Source organism: Streptomyces sp. NPDC047049 (assembly GCF_040643995.1).
Classification (GTDB): Bacteria; Actinomycetota; Actinomycetes; order Streptomycetales; family Streptomycetaceae; genus Streptomyces; species Streptomyces mooreae.
Window position 1 is genome coordinate 286399 of sequence record NZ_JBEYVM010000003.1, and the last position, 16613, is coordinate 303011.

The 16613-nt window shown below is 71.0% G+C and carries 14 protein-coding genes; 7 read left to right on the plus strand and 7 right to left on the minus strand.

Annotated features, from left to right (window positions below):
• The first annotated feature begins 42 nt into the window (after window positions 1-42).
• The 3 genes from ABZ851_RS09215 (at window position 43) to ABZ851_RS09225 (ending at window position 3165) form a co-directional block, all read left to right on the plus strand.
• On the plus strand, window positions 43-1050 hold the full coding sequence (locus ABZ851_RS09215; protein WP_361124285.1) for an NADP-dependent oxidoreductase: 1008 nt from the start codon (window positions 43-45) through the stop codon (window positions 1048-1050).
• A gap of 74 nt (window positions 1051-1124) precedes the next feature.
• Window positions 1125-2486, plus strand: coding sequence for an amidase (locus tag ABZ851_RS09220; RefSeq protein WP_361124287.1), 1362 nt, complete (start codon window positions 1125-1127; stop codon window positions 2484-2486).
• 115 nt (window positions 2487-2601) lie between these two features.
• Window positions 2602-3165, plus strand: coding sequence for a MerR family transcriptional regulator (locus ABZ851_RS09225; RefSeq protein WP_361124289.1), 564 nt, complete (start codon window positions 2602-2604; stop codon window positions 3163-3165).
• Here ABZ851_RS09225 and ABZ851_RS09230 read toward each other — a convergent pair.
• Window positions 3155-3787 (minus strand): TetR family transcriptional regulator, encoded by a 633-nt coding sequence (locus ABZ851_RS09230; RefSeq protein ID WP_361124291.1) that lies wholly within the window; start codon window positions 3785-3787, stop codon window positions 3155-3157. The two genes, ABZ851_RS09225 and ABZ851_RS09230, sit on opposite strands and share 11 nt — an antisense overlap.
• Before the next feature lie 270 nt (window positions 3788-4057).
• Window positions 4058-4774, minus strand: coding sequence for a hemolysin III family protein (locus ABZ851_RS09235; RefSeq protein WP_361124293.1), 717 nt, complete (start codon window positions 4772-4774; stop codon window positions 4058-4060).
• Between the two features lie 238 nt (window positions 4775-5012).
• Between ABZ851_RS09235 and ABZ851_RS09240 the strand changes: the two genes are divergently transcribed.
• The gene (locus tag ABZ851_RS09240; protein ID WP_361124295.1) at window positions 5013-6848 is read left to right on the plus strand and encodes a phosphoenolpyruvate carboxykinase (GTP); all 1836 of its coding nucleotides are present in this window, start codon (window positions 5013-5015) and stop codon (window positions 6846-6848) included.
• A gap of 151 nt (window positions 6849-6999) precedes the next feature.
• On the opposite strand, the gene ABZ851_RS09245 is transcribed toward ABZ851_RS09240, so the two are convergent.
• From ABZ851_RS09245 to ABZ851_RS09255, 3 genes are all read right to left on the minus strand, one after another.
• Complete coding sequence (locus ABZ851_RS09245; RefSeq protein WP_361124297.1) at window positions 7000-7455, minus strand: hypothetical protein; 456 nt, start codon at window positions 7453-7455, stop codon at window positions 7000-7002.
• Between the two features lie 94 nt (window positions 7456-7549).
• Window positions 7550-8761 carry a pyridoxal phosphate-dependent aminotransferase gene (locus tag ABZ851_RS09250; RefSeq protein ID WP_328384868.1) on the minus strand — a complete coding sequence of 404 codons (1212 nt, stop codon included), beginning with the start codon at window positions 8759-8761 and terminating at the stop codon, window positions 7550-7552.
• Between the two features lie 193 nt (window positions 8762-8954).
• On the minus strand, window positions 8955-9398 hold the full coding sequence (locus tag ABZ851_RS09255; RefSeq protein ID WP_361124918.1) for a MarR family transcriptional regulator: 444 nt from the start codon (window positions 9396-9398) through the stop codon (window positions 8955-8957).
• Window positions 9399-9505: 107 nt separating this feature from the next.
• Between ABZ851_RS09255 and ABZ851_RS09260 the strand changes: the two genes are divergently transcribed.
• The 3 genes from ABZ851_RS09260 to ABZ851_RS09270 all read left to right on the plus strand — a co-directional run bounded on the left by ABZ851_RS09260 (window position 9506) and on the right by ABZ851_RS09270 (window position 13221).
• Complete coding sequence (locus ABZ851_RS09260) at window positions 9506-9898, plus strand: nuclear transport factor 2 family protein (RefSeq protein ID WP_361124300.1); 393 nt, start codon at window positions 9506-9508, stop codon at window positions 9896-9898.
• A 178-nt stretch (window positions 9899-10076) separates the two neighbouring features.
• Entirely contained in the window at window positions 10077-11525 is a 1449-nt protein-coding gene (locus ABZ851_RS09265; RefSeq protein WP_361124303.1) for a glyceraldehyde-3-phosphate dehydrogenase, read from the plus strand.
• Between the two features lie 340 nt (window positions 11526-11865).
• Window positions 11866-13221, plus strand: a complete 1356-nt coding sequence (locus ABZ851_RS09270; protein WP_361124920.1) for a DUF4157 domain-containing protein — start codon at window positions 11866-11868, stop codon at window positions 13219-13221.
• 106 nt (window positions 13222-13327) lie between these two features.
• On the opposite strand, the gene ABZ851_RS09275 is transcribed toward ABZ851_RS09270, so the two are convergent.
• Both ABZ851_RS09275 and ABZ851_RS09280 read right to left on the minus strand, forming a co-directional pair.
• Window positions 13328-14962 (minus strand): D-aminoacylase, encoded by a 1635-nt coding sequence (locus ABZ851_RS09275; protein ID WP_361124305.1) that lies wholly within the window; start codon window positions 14960-14962, stop codon window positions 13328-13330.
• Window positions 14963-15104: 142 nt separating this feature from the next.
• Window positions 15105-16394: an amino acid deaminase gene (locus ABZ851_RS09280; protein WP_361124307.1), complete on the minus strand. Its 1290-nt coding sequence runs from the start codon at window positions 16392-16394 to the stop codon at window positions 15105-15107.
• Window positions 16395-16613: the final 219 nt, after the last annotated feature.

Consider the following 16613-nt stretch of genomic DNA (forward strand, 5'->3'; position numbering starts at 1 on the left):
CGGTTTGACCTTGACGCGCGCGTCAGGTTCTAGCCTCGGGGCATGACTCCCCGAACACACCGTGAAGTCCGCCTGGCCGCCCGCCCGGAGGGGGCCGTCACCGATGATCTCTTCGAGATCGTGGAGGTGCCGGTTCCGGAACCCGGGCCCGGCCAGGTGCTGGTCCGCAACACCGTGATGGGTGTCGCCGCCGTGATGCGCACGCTGATGGACGAGACCAGCGTGGTGCCGATGCCCTCCTACCAGGTCGGTGAACCGCTGTACGGGTCCGTCGTCGGCGAGGTGGTCGCCGCCCCGGGTACCGGCTTCGAGCCCGGTGACCTGGTGGAACACCAGCTCGGCTGGCGGGAATACGCCGTGGTGGACGCCGACCGGGTGCACGGGCTCGACCCCGGTCTGCTGCCCGATCCGGCTGCCTTCCTCTCTCAGGGGCCCACCGCCTGGATGGGCGTGGTGCACGGCGCCGAAGTACGCCCCGGCGACACCGTCTTCGTCACCGGGGCGGCGGGCGGGGTGGGGACCCTGGCGGGCCAGATCGCCCGGCTGCGCGGCGCCGCCCGGATCATCGGCAGTACGGGATCGCCCGAGAAGGCGGACCGGCTGATCAAGGAATTCGGCTATGACGCGGTGGTGATCCGCGGTGCGGGCCCGATCGCGGACCAACTGCGCGCGGCCGCCCCGGAAGGCATCGACGCGGTCTTCGACAACGTCGGCGGCGAACAGCTGCAGGCCGCCCTCGCCCTCGCCAACCGGGGCGCCCGGATCGCCATCGTCGGGGCGCTCTCCAGCCAGCTCGGCGGGAAGGGCACGCCCGCCACCCTCGAGATCGACCCCCTCTCGCTGCTCTCCCGCGGCATCACCCTGCGCGGTGTCGCCCTGTACGACCACCTGGACCTGATCCCGGAGTGGAACCAGCGGTTCGGCGAGGGGCTGCGCGACGGCACCCTCACCTTCCCGCACGCCCGGCTGCGGGGCATCGAGCAGGCGCCGCGCGCACTGCGCGAACTGACCGAGGGGCGCCATCTGGGCGCGGTGATCGTGGAGTTGTGAGGCCGCGGCCCCGCGTCATCGTGCGGCGGGGCGATTGCCCCGCCGCTGTCGGTGCCCGGTTGTAGCCTGCCCGCGTGACCACCTTGCTCGGGCAGCGATCCCTCGTCCAGGAGGCCGCGGCGCTCCGGGACGGCACGGACGACCCCGTCGACGCGGCGAACCGTTCGTGTGACCGGATCGACGCCGTCGATCCGCAGGTGCGGGCCTTTGTGCCCGAGGCCGGGCGGCGTACGCGGCTCCTGGAAGCGGCACGCCGGAGGGCGGCGGCCGCTCCCCGCGCCGCCGATGGCCGGCCTGCCCTGTACGGCGTGCCCGTAGGCATCAAGGACATCGTGCACGCCGACGGGCTGCCCACCCGCGCGGGCTCGGAACTGCCGCCCGAGGTGCTCGCCGGCCCGCAGGCCACGGTCGTCGGCCGGCTGTGCGCCGCCGGTGCGCTGATCGCGGGCAAGACGGTCACCGCGGAGTTCGCGGTGACCGCCCCGGGGCCGACCCGCAATCCGCACCACCCGGCGCATACGCCCGGCGGTTCGAGCAGCGGCTCCGCGGCCGCGGTCGCCGCCGGGATGGTGCCGCTGGCCATCGGGACACAGACCGTCGGCTCGATGATCCGGCCCGCCGCCTACTGCGGAGTGGTCGGCTTCAAGCCGAGCTACGGGCGCATACCGGTCGACGGGGTGATCCCCAACGCCGCGAGTTTCGACACCCTCGGCTGCTACGCCACGGAGGTGGCCGGTGTCGCGCTGGCGGCGTCGGTGCTGGTCGACGGCTGGCGGGCGCGGGACGGTGCGGGCCGCACCGAGCTCCCGGTACTGGGCGTGCCGGCCGGCCCCTACCTGGAGCGCGCCGACGGCGAGGCGCTGCGGGCCTTCGCGGAGCAGCGCGAGCTGCTGCGGGCGGCCGGGTACGTCGTCCGCGAGGTGCCGGTGATGGACGACTTCGAGCAGATCGTGGACCAGCTGTTCACGATGAACCGCTACGAGGTCGCCCGGGCTCACGCCGACTGGTTCGCGCGCTTCGGCGACCGCTACCGGCCGGAGACCACCTCGGCCATCCGGCAGGGACACGCCATCGGGGACGCCGCCTACGAAGCCGCCCGCGAACGGCGTCAGTCCTTCCGCGCCCGGCTCGCGGCGGACCGCGCCGCGGCGGGCGTCGAGCTGTGGATCGCCCCGTCGGCCACCGGCCCCGCGCCGGCCGGCCTCACCACCACGGGCAGCTCGATCATGTGCCTGCCCTGGAGCAACGCCGGGCTGCCGTCCGTCAGCGTGCCCGCCGGCCGCGCCGCAGGCGGGCTGCCGCTCGGGCTCCAGCTCGTCGGCGGATTCGGCGCGGACGAAGACCTGCTGTACGGGGCGGCGGAGATCGAGCGCGTACTGAACGCCGCGGGTCCCCGGCACGAGGACGGCAGGCCGGACCCGGCGCGGAGGGACTGACCACGCCGGAGAGGGGGAGAACGCACCGGAGGCTGACGGGCCGGGCGGAGGGGGCATGGACGCGCCGGAGGGCTGAACGCGCCGGAGGGCTGAACGCGCCGGAGAGGGAGGGGAGATGCGTATCGGGGACGCGGCGGTGGCCGCCGGTATGACACCGCGGGCGCTGCGCTACTACGAGCAGCAGGGGCTGGTGACGGCCCGGAGGACCCCGTCAGGCCACCGGGTGTACGACGCGGAGGACATCCGCCGGCTGAGGGTGGTGCGCGCGCTGCGGGACGCGGGGCTGACGGTGGGCGATGTGCGGGCGTTCGCGCACCTGCTGCACACGATGCCGGCCGACGACGTACCGGATCTGCTTCCCCGGGTCCTGGGTTCCGGCCGCTGTTCGGATGTCGAGGCGGTGGCCCGGCGCCGGCTCGCCGACCTGGATGCCCGTATCGAGCGGCTGTCGCAACTACGGGCACGACTCGCGGCACGCCTGGGCGAACCGGTGGCCGGGCCGCCGGAGCCGGGGAATCCGGGAGAGCGGGGGAAGCAGGCCGGGCCGGGGAGGCCGGCCGGACCGGGGGAGCAGGGGAAGGCCGGGCCGGGCGCCACGGTCCGCGCCGGAGCGGACAGCGGCCCGATCTTCCGGCTGGACGCCGCGCCGCCGCCAGGGGCCGCGGCCCTCAGAGCGTGAGCCCCCGCTCCAGTACGTCCAGGGCACGGTGGACGGATGCCTCGGGATCGGTGGTCCGGCTGCTCTCCCCCCAGTGCAGCAGCGCCTCCTGGAGCGCGGCCAGGATCACGTCGCTGATCACCCGCAGCTCCAGGTCGTCGGCCGGGCGGCCGGAGCGCTCCGCCAGCACGGCGGTGAGCATCGCGGCGTCCCGTGCGGTGTGCTCCGCCGTACGGCCCCGGACGGCGGGCACCTCACGGATCAGCCGGAGGCGCTGGACGAGTTCGCCACGCTGCTCGGCGGCCATCGCGCGCAGTGCCTCGGTGCTGACCTGCCGCACCGACTCGATCACCGGCTCGTCCGCGGGACGGGCCCGGATCCCGTTCGCCAGTACGGCGTCGTACTCGTCCGTGAGCACGATGTCTTCCTTGGCGGGGAAGTAGCGGAAGACCGTGCTCGGGGAGACGTCAGCGGCCGCGGCGATCTGGTCGACGGGGGTCGCGTCGTACCCCTGTTCCTCGAAGAGCCGGTAGGCGGCCCGCCGGATCGCCTGCCGGGTCTGGATCTTCTTCCGCTCCCGCCGCCCGGGCTGCGGTGTCCCGGTCGGCGTGGTGGCAGAGGTGCGTACGGCCATGCGCAGCATTGTCGGGCATCGGGCCGCCCGGAGGCCACGGCCGCGCTCCCGAGCGGAGCAGTCGCCGAGCGAGCGCCGGGGGATCACCGGGCAATCACCGAGCAAGCTTTGGGCAATCGCAGGGCAATCATCGGGCAAGCACTGGGCAAGGCCGAGCAACGGCTGAGCGACCGGGAAAGCCCGGTGTCAGTGGGGCATGTCACGCTGTGGATATGGAGAATTACGCTCGGGAACGGCAGGGGGTGGGGCGGCCGCCCTGGATCGCGGGGTGCCGCCGCCTCAGGCGTGCGAATAGGCCACCAGGGAGATGCCGACGTAGTGCACGACGAACGCGGCCAGGGTGAAGGAGTGGAAGACCTCGTGGAAGCCGAACCACCGCGGTGAGGGGTTGGGGCGCTTGAGCCCGTAGATCACGCCGCCGACGCTGTAGAGCAGCCCGCCGACGATGACCAGTACCAGCACGGCGACGCCGCCGGTCCGCAGGAAGTCGGGCAGGAAGAAGACGGCGGCCCAGCCCATGGCGATGTAGCAGGGGGTGTAGAGCCAGCGTGGAGCGCCGACCCAGAAGACCCGGAAGACGATCCCGGCCAGTGCGGCCGCCCAGACCGCCCAGAGCAGCGCCTGCCCGCGGGATCCGGGCATGAGCAGCATCGTCAGGGGCGTATAGGTGCCCGCGATGATCAGGAAGATATTGGCGTGGTCGAGCCGGCGCAGTACGCCGTCGGCCCGCGGTCCCCAATTGCCCCGGTGGTAAAGGGCGCTGACCCCGAAGAGCAGGCAGGCGGTCATGGTGTAGATGGCGCAGGCCAGGCGGCCGCGGGGGCTGTCGGCGAGGGCGGTCAGTATGACCCCGGAGAGGAGGACGGCGGGGAACATTCCGGCGTGCAGCCAGCCGCGCAGTTTGGGTTTCAGGGGCGCGGCCGCGGCGGCGACCGCCGCGATCGCGGGCGGCGCGGAGGGGGACTGGCTCTCGGCGGCGTCGGGCGCGGAAGTCATGGCGCAATGCTACCTACGCGACCGTAAGTTACCGATTCGTGGCGGAGTGGTGACGGTCACCAAAGCGCCCTCTGGACAGAACTCCCTCCGGGTCGGATGATCAAATGAGTGCGGTCGGCACCGGATGAGCGGTCACGAAGCATCCGGGTCGCAGCCCCCAAGGGGCAGGCAAACAAAAGAAGCGGATTTCCCTGCAAAACGGGCATAAATCCGTCCACACCCTCATCTAGGAGCGATCGTGGCGCGCGACAACGCGGCTCCCTCTGCCCATCCGACCCGTCACCAGGACCTCATCTCCTGGGTCGACGAGATCGCAGCGCTCACCCAGCCCGACCGGGTCGTCTGGTGTGACGGCTCGGAGGCGGAGTACGAGCGTCTGTGCGAGGAGCTCGTCGACAAGGGCACGTTCAAGAAGCTCGACCCCGTCAAGCGCCCCAACTCGTACTACGCCGCCTCCGACCCCTCGGACGTGGCGCGCGTCGAGGACCGCACCTTCATCTGCTCCGAGAAGGAGGCGGACGCCGGCCCGACCAACCACTGGAAGGACCCCGCCGAGATGCGGGAGATCTTCGCCGGTGAGCAGGGCATCTTCCGCGGGTCGATGAAGGGCCGGACGATGTACGTCGTCCCGTTCTGCATGGGCCCGCTCGGCTCGCCGCTCTCCGCCATCGGTGTGGAGATCACCGACTCCGCCTACGTCGCGGTCTCGATGCGCACCATGACGCGCATGGGGCAGCCGGTGCTCGACGAACTCGGCGAGGACGGCTTCTTCGTCAAGGCCGTGCACACCCTCGGCGCCCCGCTGGCCGAGGGCGAGGCCGACGTCCCGTGGCCGTGCAACTCCACCAAGTACATCTCGCACTTCCCCGAGGACCGCGAGATCTGGTCCTACGGCTCCGGCTACGGCGGCAACGCCCTGCTCGGCAAGAAGTGTTACGCGCTGCGGATCGCCTCTGTCATGGCACGTGACGAGGGCTGGCTCGCCGAGCACATGCTGATCCTCAAACTCACCCCGCCGCAGGGCGAGTCCAAGTACGTCGCGGCGGCCTTCCCGTCGGCCTGCGGCAAGACCAACCTCGCGATGCTGGAGCCCACGATCTCCGGCTGGACGGTCGAGACCATCGGCGACGACATCGCCTGGATGCGCTTCGGCGAGGACGGCCGCCTCTACGCCATCAACCCCGAGGCCGGATTCTTCGGTGTCGCGCCCGGCACCGGCGAGCACACCAATGCCAACGCCATGAAGACGATGTGGGGCAATTCCGTCTTCACCAACGTCGCGCTCACCGACGACGGCGACGTCTGGTGGGAGGGCATGACGGAGGAGAAGCCCGCCCACCTGACCGACTGGAAGGGCAACGACTGGACCCCGGAGTCCGAGACCCCGGCGGCCCATCCCAACGCCCGTTTCACCGTCCCGGCCGGCCAGTGCCCGATCATCGCGCCCGAGTGGGAAGACCCCAAGGGCGTGCCGATCTCGGCGATCCTCTTCGGCGGCCGCCGCGCCAGCGCCGTACCGCTGGTGACCGAGTCGCTGACCTGGCAGCACGGCGTCTTCCTCGGCGCCAACGTCGCCAGCGAGAAGACCGCGGCGGCCGAGGGCAAGGTCGGCGAGCTGCGCCGCGACCCGTTCGCCATGCTGCCGTTCTGCGGTTACAACATGGGCGACTACATGGGGCACTGGGTCAAGGTCGGTGCCGACGCCGCGCGGGAAGGACGCCAGTCCAAGCTGCCGAAGATCTACTACGTGAACTGGTTCCGCAAGGACGACAAGGGCCGCTTCGTCTGGCCCGGCTTCGGCGAGAACGGCCGGGTGCTCAAGTGGATCGTCGAGCGCCTGGACGGCAAGGCCGAGGGCGTCGAGACCCCCATCGGGGTGCTGCCCACGAAGGACGCGCTGGACACCGACGGCCTGGACCTCGACGACGCCGACCTCGACTTCCTGCTCACCGTCGACAAGGACGTGTGGCGCGAGGAGGCGGCGCTGATCCCCGAGCACCTCAACACCTTCGGTGACCACACGCCGAAGGAGCTGTGGGACGAGTACCGCGCACTGGTCCAGCGGCTCGGCTAGCCGTCGCACGACGCCCGGCCGGGGCCCCGCACCTCGCGTGCGGGGCCCCGGCTCGTTCACCGTCCGCAGCGCGGAAGCCGGGCCGCCGCGTTGGGCCGGTGGAGTGATACCGGCCCGCCCTCGTCGCAGGCGTGCGGGCCGGCCCCGGGCCTCAGGCCGTGGCGAGATCCCGGTCGTGGCGCGGTGCGGCGTGTGCCTCCATCCGCTCCGCGGCCAGGGCCATCGCCGCGGCGTCACCGCGGGAGGTGGCGACCGCCAGGGCGTTCCCGGCGAGGGTGTGGGCGCGCTGCCGCAGGGCCTCGGCGTGGGACGGGCTGACGCCGTCGGAGGGTTCGGCGCGCAGGGGGTAGTGGCCGCCGCTCAGCCGCGCGACCTGGTCGGCGATGCGCTCGGCGGCGGCGGCGAGCGCATCGCCGTCCGGCGTGGCCCCGTGGGCCGCGCCGCCGTCCTCCCGGGTCGCCAGCGCGTGCAGTTCGTCGGTGACGGTGAGCAGCGCGGTCAGCTGTCCGGCGAGCCGGATGTCCAGCTCCTCCTCGCGGGAGCGGTGCGGGACCTCCGGGGCGGCGGCCATGGTGTGGACCGACTTGGTGCGGATCGGTTCGTACATGGGACGGCCTCCTGAAAGCGTCTAGGAGGCCATCCTAGCTTAGACGATGTCTAAAGTTGTGATCCGTATCGATCTGTGGAGAAGTCGCTCCGCCTCAGCACTGTCCGTAACCGTCGAGGAAGGAGCCGATCCGGGTGACCGCATCCGTCAGATCGTCCTTGCTGGGCAGGGTGACCAGCCGGAAGTGGTCCGGCTCCGGCCAGTTGAAGCCGGTGCCGTGCACGATCATGATCTTCTCGGCGCGCAGCAGGTCGAGGACCATCTGCCGGTCGTCCTTGACCTTGTAGACCTTGGGGTCCAGTCGCGGGAAGGCGTACAGCGCGCCCTTCGGCTTGACGCAGCTGACGCCGGGGATCTGCGTCAGCAGCTCGTGCGCCGTATCGCGCTGCTCCAGCAGCCGGCCGCCGGGCAGTACCAGTTCGTTGATCGACTGACGGCCGCCGAGGGCCGTGGCGACCGCGTGCTGGGCCGGCATATTGGCGCACAGCCGCATATTGGCGAGGATCGTCAGGCCCTCGATGTACGAGGCGGCGTGCGCCTTCGGGCCGCAGACCGCCATCCAGCCGCTGCGGTAGCCCGCCACCCGGTACGACTTCGACAGCCCGTTGAAGGTCAGGGTCAGCAGGTCGGGGGCGAGCGAGGCGAAGGGGGTGTGGGTGACGCCGTCGTAGAGGATCTTGTCGTAGATCTCGTCGGCGCAGACGATCAGGTTGTGCCGCCGGGCGATCTCCGCGATGCCCCGCAGCAGCTCGTCGTCGTACACCGCACCCGTGGGGTTGTTGGGGTTGATGACGACGATGGCCTTGGTGCGGTCGGTGACCTTGCGCTCGATGTCGGCGAGGTCCGGCATCCAGTCGGCCTGCTCGTCGCAGCGGTAGTGCACGGCGGTGCCGCCGGAGAGGGATACGGACGCCGTCCACAGCGGGTAGTCCGGGGCCGGGACCAGCACCTCGTCACCGTCGTCCAGCAGTGCCTGCATCGACATCTGGATGAGTTCGGAGACGCCGTTGCCGAGGTAGATGTCGTCGACGGAGAGCTCGATGCCCTTGGTCTGGTAGTGCTGCATCACCGCGCGGCGGGCGGAGAGCAGGCCCTTCGCGTCGCCGTAGCCGTGTGCCGTACCGACCGAGCGGAGGATGTCCTCCAGGATCTCGGGCGGGCACTCGAAGCCGAACGCCGCCGGGTTGCCGGTGTTGAGCTTGAGGATGCGGTGACCCGCCGCCTCCAGCCGCATGGCCTCCTCGAGCACCGGGCCACGGATTTCGTAGCAGACGTTGGCGAGCTTCGTTGACTGGATCACCTGCATGTCCGCCACCTTACGGCTGCGTAACGACGGCCGCCCGGTGTTCTTCCCCACGTTGGTCAGCGGATGGTGTGGGGTGCGTCACGCAAGGTGACGCTCTGTGGGCGGTGGGGTGGTCGGTCGGATGGCCGGTCGGTCGGGCGGGCGGTCGGTCGGACGGGGCCGACGGGCGGCCGGCCCGAGCGCCCGCCCTCCCTCAGGCGAACGGGCCGTCGGCCGTGAAGCGGCGCAGGTGGCGGGCGAACGTCTCGGCCTCGCCGGGTGCCCATGAGGACAGGCTCGTCATGATGTGGGCGGCCAGGCGCCTGCGCAGCTCGGTCACTGCCGAGTGGCCCTGTTCGGTGAGGACGAGCAGGTGCGCGCGCCGGTCGGTGGGGTCCGCCTCGCGGCGGATGAGGCCGGCGGCCTCCAGGCGGGAGGCGCGGCGGGTGACGCCGGAGCGGTCGACTCCGGCGTCGGGCGCCAGGTCGGCGGCGCTGCGGGGGCCGGTCCGGGCCAGCGCGCTGAGTACCGGGTAGGTCAGTTCGTCCACGGCCTCGCCCATGCCCTCGGTGAGCTGCTTGTGCAGCTGTGCGCGCGTGGTGCGCCTGAGCAGGAGGCCCAGCGCATCGGCGATCTCATGCCCTACTTCGTTCTCCATGTTCTCCACGCTCACAAGAATAGCGTGCGCGACGCACGCATTTGGTGCTACTGTTCAGGAAGTGCGTGCGTGGCGCACGCAACTCGCCTCCTTGAAAGGGAACTCCCATGACCCGCACCGGTATTGAGGCCGCCATGAACGACCTGCTCTTCAACAGCGAGATCACCCTGCAGGAGGCCGCCGACCGCCACTTCGCCCCGGAGTACCGCCAGCGCACGGACGGGCAGTGGGCCGACCGCACCGAGTTCCTTGAGCACATCACCCACGTGCGCTCCCTCGTCGCCGGCGGCCATGTCGAGGTTCACGAGGAGCTGTACAGCGGCAGCAAGTACGCCGACCGGCACACCGCCCACATCACGAAGAAGGACGGCTCGACCGTACGCATGGAGGTCTACGTGTTCGCCGACCTCACGCCCGACGGCCGGTTCGGCCGCATCGAGGAGACCACCCTCATGCTCCAGGGCTCCGACGCCGACCGCGGCATCGGCAGTGCCCGCTAGGGGGAGGCACCCTCTGGGCCGCGGCCCGTGAATCTTGGCCCGCCCTCCTGTCGTTCCTGGTGAGGGCGGGTATGGCGGCGCGGGCGGGTCGCGGCCTCCCGCTGGGGCGACACCGTTTGAATGATGAAAAGAGCGGGGCGGTAGCATATGAGCACCGCCTAGCTCGAAAGATAAGCCTGTGACTGCTGTCAATGACGACTCGTTCACCAACTGGAAAAACCGCGAGGAGATCGCGGAGTCGATGATCCCGATCATCGGGAAGCTGCACCGCGAGCAGGACGTGACGGTCCTGCTGCACAGCCGCTCCTTGGTGAACAAGTCGGTGGTCAGCATCCTCAAGACCCACCGGTTCGCCCGGCAGATCGCCGGTGTGGAACTCTCGGTCACCGAGACGATGCCGTTCCTGCAGGCACTCACCTCGCTCGACCTCGGCCCGTCCCAGATCGACATCGCCCTGCTCGCCGAGGCGTACCGCACCGACGACCGCGGTCTGTCGGTGGCGGAGTTCACCGCCGAGGCCGTCGCCGGCGCCACCGGTGCCGACAAGATCGAGCGCCGCGAGCCGCGCGATGTCGTCCTCTACGGCTTCGGCCGCATCGGCCGCCTCGTCGCCCGCCTGCTGATCGAGAAGACCGGTTCCGGCAACGGCCTGCGGCTGCGCGCCATCGTCGTCCGCCAGGGCGGCGAGCAGGACATCGTCAAGCGTGCCTCGCTGCTGCGCCGTGACTCCATCCACGGGCAGTTCCAGGGCACGATCACCGTTGACGAGGCGAACAGCACGATCATCGCCAACGGCAACGAGATCAAGGTGATCTACGCCAACGACCCCTCGGAGGTCGACTACACGGCGTACGGCATCAAGAGCGCCATCCTCATCGACAACACCGGCAAGTGGCGCGACCGCGAGGGCCTGTCGAAGCACCTGCGCCCCGGCATCGACAAGGTCGTCCTGACCGCGCCGGGCAAGGGCGACGTCCCCAACATCGTGCACGGCGTCAACCACGACACGATCAAGCCGGACGAGCAGATCCTGTCCTGCGCGTCCTGCACCACCAACGCGATCGTCCCGCCGCTGAAGGCGATGGCGGACGAGTACGGCGTGCTGCGCGGCCACGTGGAGACCGTCCACTCGTTCACCAACGACCAGAACCTGCTGGACAATTACCACAAGGCCGACCGTCGCGGCCGCTCGGCGCCGCTCAACATGGTGATCACCGAGACCGGTGCCGCCTCGGCCGTTGCCAAGGCGCTGCCCGAGCTCACGGCCCCGATCACCGGCAGCTCGATCCGGGTCCCGGTGCCGGACGTCTCGATCGCGATCCTCAGCCTGCGGCTCGGCCGTGAGACCAGCCGCGAAGAGGTCCTTGACTACCTCCGCGACGTGTCACTGACCTCGTCGCTCAAGCGCCAGATCGACTTCACCACGGCGCCCGACGCGGTGTCGAGCGACTTCATGGGCTCGCGCCACGCCTCGATCGTCGACGCCGGCGCCACCAAGGTCGACGGCGACAACGCGATCCTCTACCTCTGGTACGACAACGAGTTCGGCTACTCCTGCCAGGTCATCCGCGTCGTCCAGCACGTCTCCGGGGTGGAGTACCCGACTTACCCGGCTGCGGCGGTCTGATCCCGGAGCCTGATCCGTCGGACCGCTCGGTTCGCCGGCCGCCGGCCCTTCCACTGCCCGTTGGCGGTGGGAGGGCAGTTCGCGTTGGCGGACGGCACCCTTCCGGTCAGTACATGCTGCCCTTTCGTATCTTGCCCCGGTGATTACCGGGCATGTATCCAGAAAGGGTTGACGAACTCGCGCCGGAAGAGGGGCACCCGTGCACCATCACGAGCAGGCCGGACACACCGAGGCGGGCAGCGGCCGTACCCCGGCACACAAGCCCGCATCCGCCCTGCCCGCACAGCAGCGTGGCCTGCTCGGGCTGCAGGCCGGTGCGGGCAACGCCGCGGTCGTCCAGATGCTCCGTCAGGCCGGCCGTCCCGGGGCCCAGGAGCGGCACCAGCACGGCGCCGGATGCGGCCATCAGCACACCGGGCCGGGGCCGGCGCCGCAGTCCGCGGTGCAGCGCTCCGCCGTCCATGACGTGCTGCGCACGCCCGGCCGGCCGCTGGATGACACCACCCGTGCCGACATGGAAGCGCGTCTGGGCGCGGACTTCTCCGACGTCCGTCTCCACAGTGACGCCGCCGCCAAGGCCTCGGCCGCCGAAGTCGGTGCCCGCGCCTACACCAGCGGCCATCACGTCGTCATCGGAGACGGCGGTGGGGACCGGCACACCCTGGCCCACGAACTCACCCACGTCATCCAGCAGCGCCAGGGCCCCGTAGCCGGCGCCGACAACGGCAGCGGGCTGAAGGTCTCCGACCCGTCCGACCGCTTCGAGCGCGAAGCCGAGGCGAACGCCGCCCGGGCCATGGCTGCCCGCCCCCAGGACGCTCAGCACCTGCCACGCGACCTGGCGTCCGCCCACGCGCCCGTCGCCCTTTCCGCCGTGCAGCGCGCCTACGACCACGACAACCCGGCAAACCCCCAGAACGTCATGACAACCGAGCACTGGGAACGTCAAGCAGGGGTCGTGGGCGCCGACGGCAAGGCCACCAAAGAGATGGCCACCGCCAAAGTGAGCCTCATCAACGCGGCCAAGAAGAACAAGAAGGCCAAGGCGGGGAAGGTGCGCACGATGGAAGAAATCATCAAGACCGTCGGCCCGGACCTTCTGCGTCAGCTGCAGAGCAAGCCGGCGACGGCCGGGAAGCTGGAGCTGTACCGGTCCATGAGCCTCGACGAGGCGATGAGCATCGTGGAGTACTGGGGCAGTCCTGCAAGGGCTGCCGCCCTGCAATATGTGGCGGACGGCGAGGGCTCGGCCAAGGAATTCAAGACCCACCACAAAGGCATGACCATCGGTGCCCACCTCGGCGACCGGGCCCAGGCCGACGCGTACCACAACATGGGGGGCGAGGCCTATCAGGTCATGCTGAAGTTCACGCTGAAGCCCGGTGCGCACGAACTGCTCTTCCACCCGCAGCACATGGCCCTCGGCCCCTCCTACAACAGCGAACTGATCCGCACGGCGCATGGCGGCGACTATCAGAACGCCAATGCGAACGAAGGCGCGCTGCCCGGCTATATCGGTGTGAAGGCGGAAGAGAACGAGCCGTTCAGTATGGCTGTCGCCCAGGGAGCCAAAAGCAAGAAGGGCAGGGAAGCCGGCCCGAGCCAGTTGCTGTTCCAGTTGTTCGTCGAGGACGTGAACGTGGTGGGCAACAAGTCGGGGACGCCGCTGCCGGGTGAAGCCGTAGCGGCCGTGTAATCACGAACGGCCATGAGCCGACGGCGTCTTGGTCCAAGTCCTGACCCCGGCCCCAGCCCTGGTTCCAGCCCCGGCCCCAGCCCCGGCCCCGGCCCCGGCCCCGGTCCTATCCCCGCCCCGCCGCCGTGCGCCGTACCGTCCGTCCCGCCAGGACATCCGTCCGCCGGCCGTCCTCGACCACGAAGCGGCCGTCGATGAGCACATGCGGGATGCCGGTGGGCAGGGTGCGCGGGGCGTCGAAGGTGGCGCCGGCGGCGACCGTTCCGGGGTCGAAGAGGACGAGGTCGGCGCGGTAGCCCTCGCGGACGAGGCCGCGGTCGGGGAGCCGCAGGCGGGCGGCCGGACGGCCGGTCAGATGGGCGACGCACTCCTCCAGGGACAGCACACCCAGCTCGCGGACGTACCTGCCGAGGTACTGGGGGAAGGTCCCGTAGGCGCGCGGATGCGGCTTGAGGCCCTGCAGGATGCCGTCGCTGCCGCCGGTGTGCACCCGGTGGCGCATGATCTGGCGGACGTTCTCCTCATGGCCGATGTGCTGCAGGATCGTCGAGCCCAGGCGGTCGTCGGTCAGCAGCCGCCGGGCGGTCACCCACGGCTCCTCGCCGCGCTCCGCCGCGCTGCGGGCGACGGTCTTCCCGACGTAGCCGGACAGCGCCGGGTCCGCGACCCCGGAGATCTCGATGGTGTCCCATTCGATGGGCACCCCGTGGCAGCCGTCCGCCCCGTCCACCTCCATGACCTGGCGGATACGCTCGGCCGTCGCCTCGTCGCGGAGGCGGGTGAGGATCGCCTCGGGACCGCCCTCGCTCGCCCAGCTGGGCAGCATCGCGGCGAGGGTCGTGCAGCCGGGGGTGTAGGGGTAGGTGTCCAGGGTGATGTCCGCGCCCGCGTCCAGTGCCCTGTCCAGGAGCGCCAGCAGCTCGGGCGCGCGGCCCTCGTTGACGCCGAAGTTCATGGTGGCGTGCGCCAGATGCAGCGCGCAGCCGGCCTCGCGGGTGAGCGCCATCATCTCCTCGTACGCCTGGAGGGCGCCGGCCCCGTAGGAGCGGTGGTGCGGGCAGTAGTAGCCGTCGTAGCGGGCCACCACCCGGCACAGTTCCGTGAGTTCCGCGTCGGAGGCGTACATGCCGGGGGTGTAGGTCAGACCGGAGGACAGCCCCACCGCGCCCTGCTCCAGCCCCTCGGCGACCAACTGCTTCATCCGCGTCAGCTCGTCGGCGGTGGCGGGCCGGTCGTCCCAGCCGAGGGCGAGCATCCGGACGGTGCCCTGCGGGATGAGGTAGGCGGCGTTGACGGCGATACCGCGGCCGTCGAAGCCGTGGTCGAGGCGGTCGAGGTAGCCGCCGACGGTGCGCCAGGTGAAGTCGACGGAGGTGTCGCCGGGGCCTCCGCCGTTCCAGCCGGTGATCTGGGTGCGGACCTCGGCGAGGGTCCGCTCGTCGACCGGCGCGTACGACAGGCCGTCCTGGCCGATGACTTCGAGGGTGACGCCCTGGGCGGCCTTCGCCTCGTGCGCCGGGTCACGCAGCAGCGCGAGGTCGCTGTGCGCATGCATGTCGATGAAGCCGGGGGAGAGGGCGAGGCCGTGGCCGTCCACCACGCGGACGGCGCCCGGGCGCGGGCCGCCGTCCGACGCGCGGTGGATCGCGGCGATCCGGCCGCCGGAGAGGGCCACATCGGCGCGGTAGGACGGACCGCCGGTCCCGTCGAGGACGCGGACGTCGCGGAGCACGGTGTCCATGGGGGACCGCCTTTCTCATGGCCTGGACGGGGTCCCGGTCCTGGCGCCTGCGGGGTGCCTCGGTTCCTGACAGCCCCTGAAGGCTGCTGATGCCCCTGAGGGCTCCCGGTAGCTGATAGCCCCTAAGGGCTTCTGAAGGCCCCTAGAAGAAGGTGCGGATGAAATCGGTGACCGTGCCGTCCTGCTCGACCAGCGGGATCAGCTGCCACTTGTCGAAGGACGTGCAGGGGTGCGACAGGCCCAGCCCGACCCAGTCGCCGACCTCCAGGTCGCCGGGCCGCTCGGTGCGGACCCAGGCGTGCTGGTCGGACAGGCCGGTGACGGTGACGCCGTCCGCCGGCCGCAGGGTGCCGTCCCGGCCGGACCGTACGGCCTGGGCCTGCGGCAGATGCAGGTCGTACGCCGCATCGCGCTTGCCCGCGTTGAGGAACGCCTGCTCGGGCGTGGGGCGGGAGACGACCTGCGCCCAGAGGCGGAAGGCGGGCTGCAGGGCGCCCTCCTCCGGGGCGCGGTTGAAGGGGGTCACCTCGCGGTAGTGACCGTCGTCGTGCGAGACGTACGCGCCCGAGCGCAGCAGCTTGAGAGGCGGGGCGGTCAGTTCGGGGATCCCGGCGAAGACCTCGGCCACCGCATCGAACCAGGCGCTGCCCCCGGCGCTGATGACGATCCGGTCGAGGTCGGCGAAGCGGCCCGCCCGGTCGAACTCCACGGCCAGGGCGACCAGCCGGCGCAGCCAGGCGGTCACCCGCTCGGGGGTGGCGTCGGGCACCTCGCCCTCGTAGCCGGCGACGCCGACCAGGCGGAGGGTGTCCACGCCCGCGATGGCGTCGGCGAGTTCGAGGCATTCGGTCCCGGTCCGCACGCCGGTACGCGCGCCCTCGCCGGCGCCGAGTTCGACGACCACGTCCACGGGGCGGGTGGCGCCGGCCTCGCGCAGCGCGGTGTCCATCAGCTCGATGCCGCGCAGCGAGTCGACGTAGCAGACGAAGCGGAAGCCGGGGTCGGCGGCGAGCTCACCGGCGAGCCAGCGCAGCGCGGCCGCGTCCACGAGCTCATTGGCCAGGAAGATCCGCTGGATGCCGTAGTGGCGGTACACGCGGACCTGGTGGGGGACGGCGGCGGTGATGCCCCAGGCGCCGTGTTCCAGCTGGCGGGCGAAGAGCTGCGGTGCCATGCAGGTCTTGCCGTGCGGCGCGAAGGCCAGGCCGTGCCGGACGGCGTAGGCCTCCATCAGGGCCAGGTTGTGGGCGACCGACTCGGCGGAAAGGGCGAGGACAGGGGTGGTGAACCCGTCGCGGAAGAGGTTGCGGCGCTCGGCGGCCAGCTCGCCGACGGTCCGGCCCTCGGCGTCCGGAGGCAGCGACTTGAAGCGGTGATCGACCCGCTCGTCCGCGAGTCCCTTGAGTCCCTGCGCGAGCCGTTCACCGGCCATGAGGCCTCCTCACAAGTCCTCGTTGCACTGTCTGCAACACTCATTGCGCATATCGCTGACCGCTGTCTAACATCCGGGCCATCGCCCGGTCAACGGTGGGAAGCGGGGCGGGAAGTGGGGTGGGAAGCGGCGGGAAACGGCCCGCACACCGCGCCGCACAGGGCCGGAATCCCGCGCCGCACACCGCGCCGCACGGGGGCGGAACCCCGCCCGCACCCC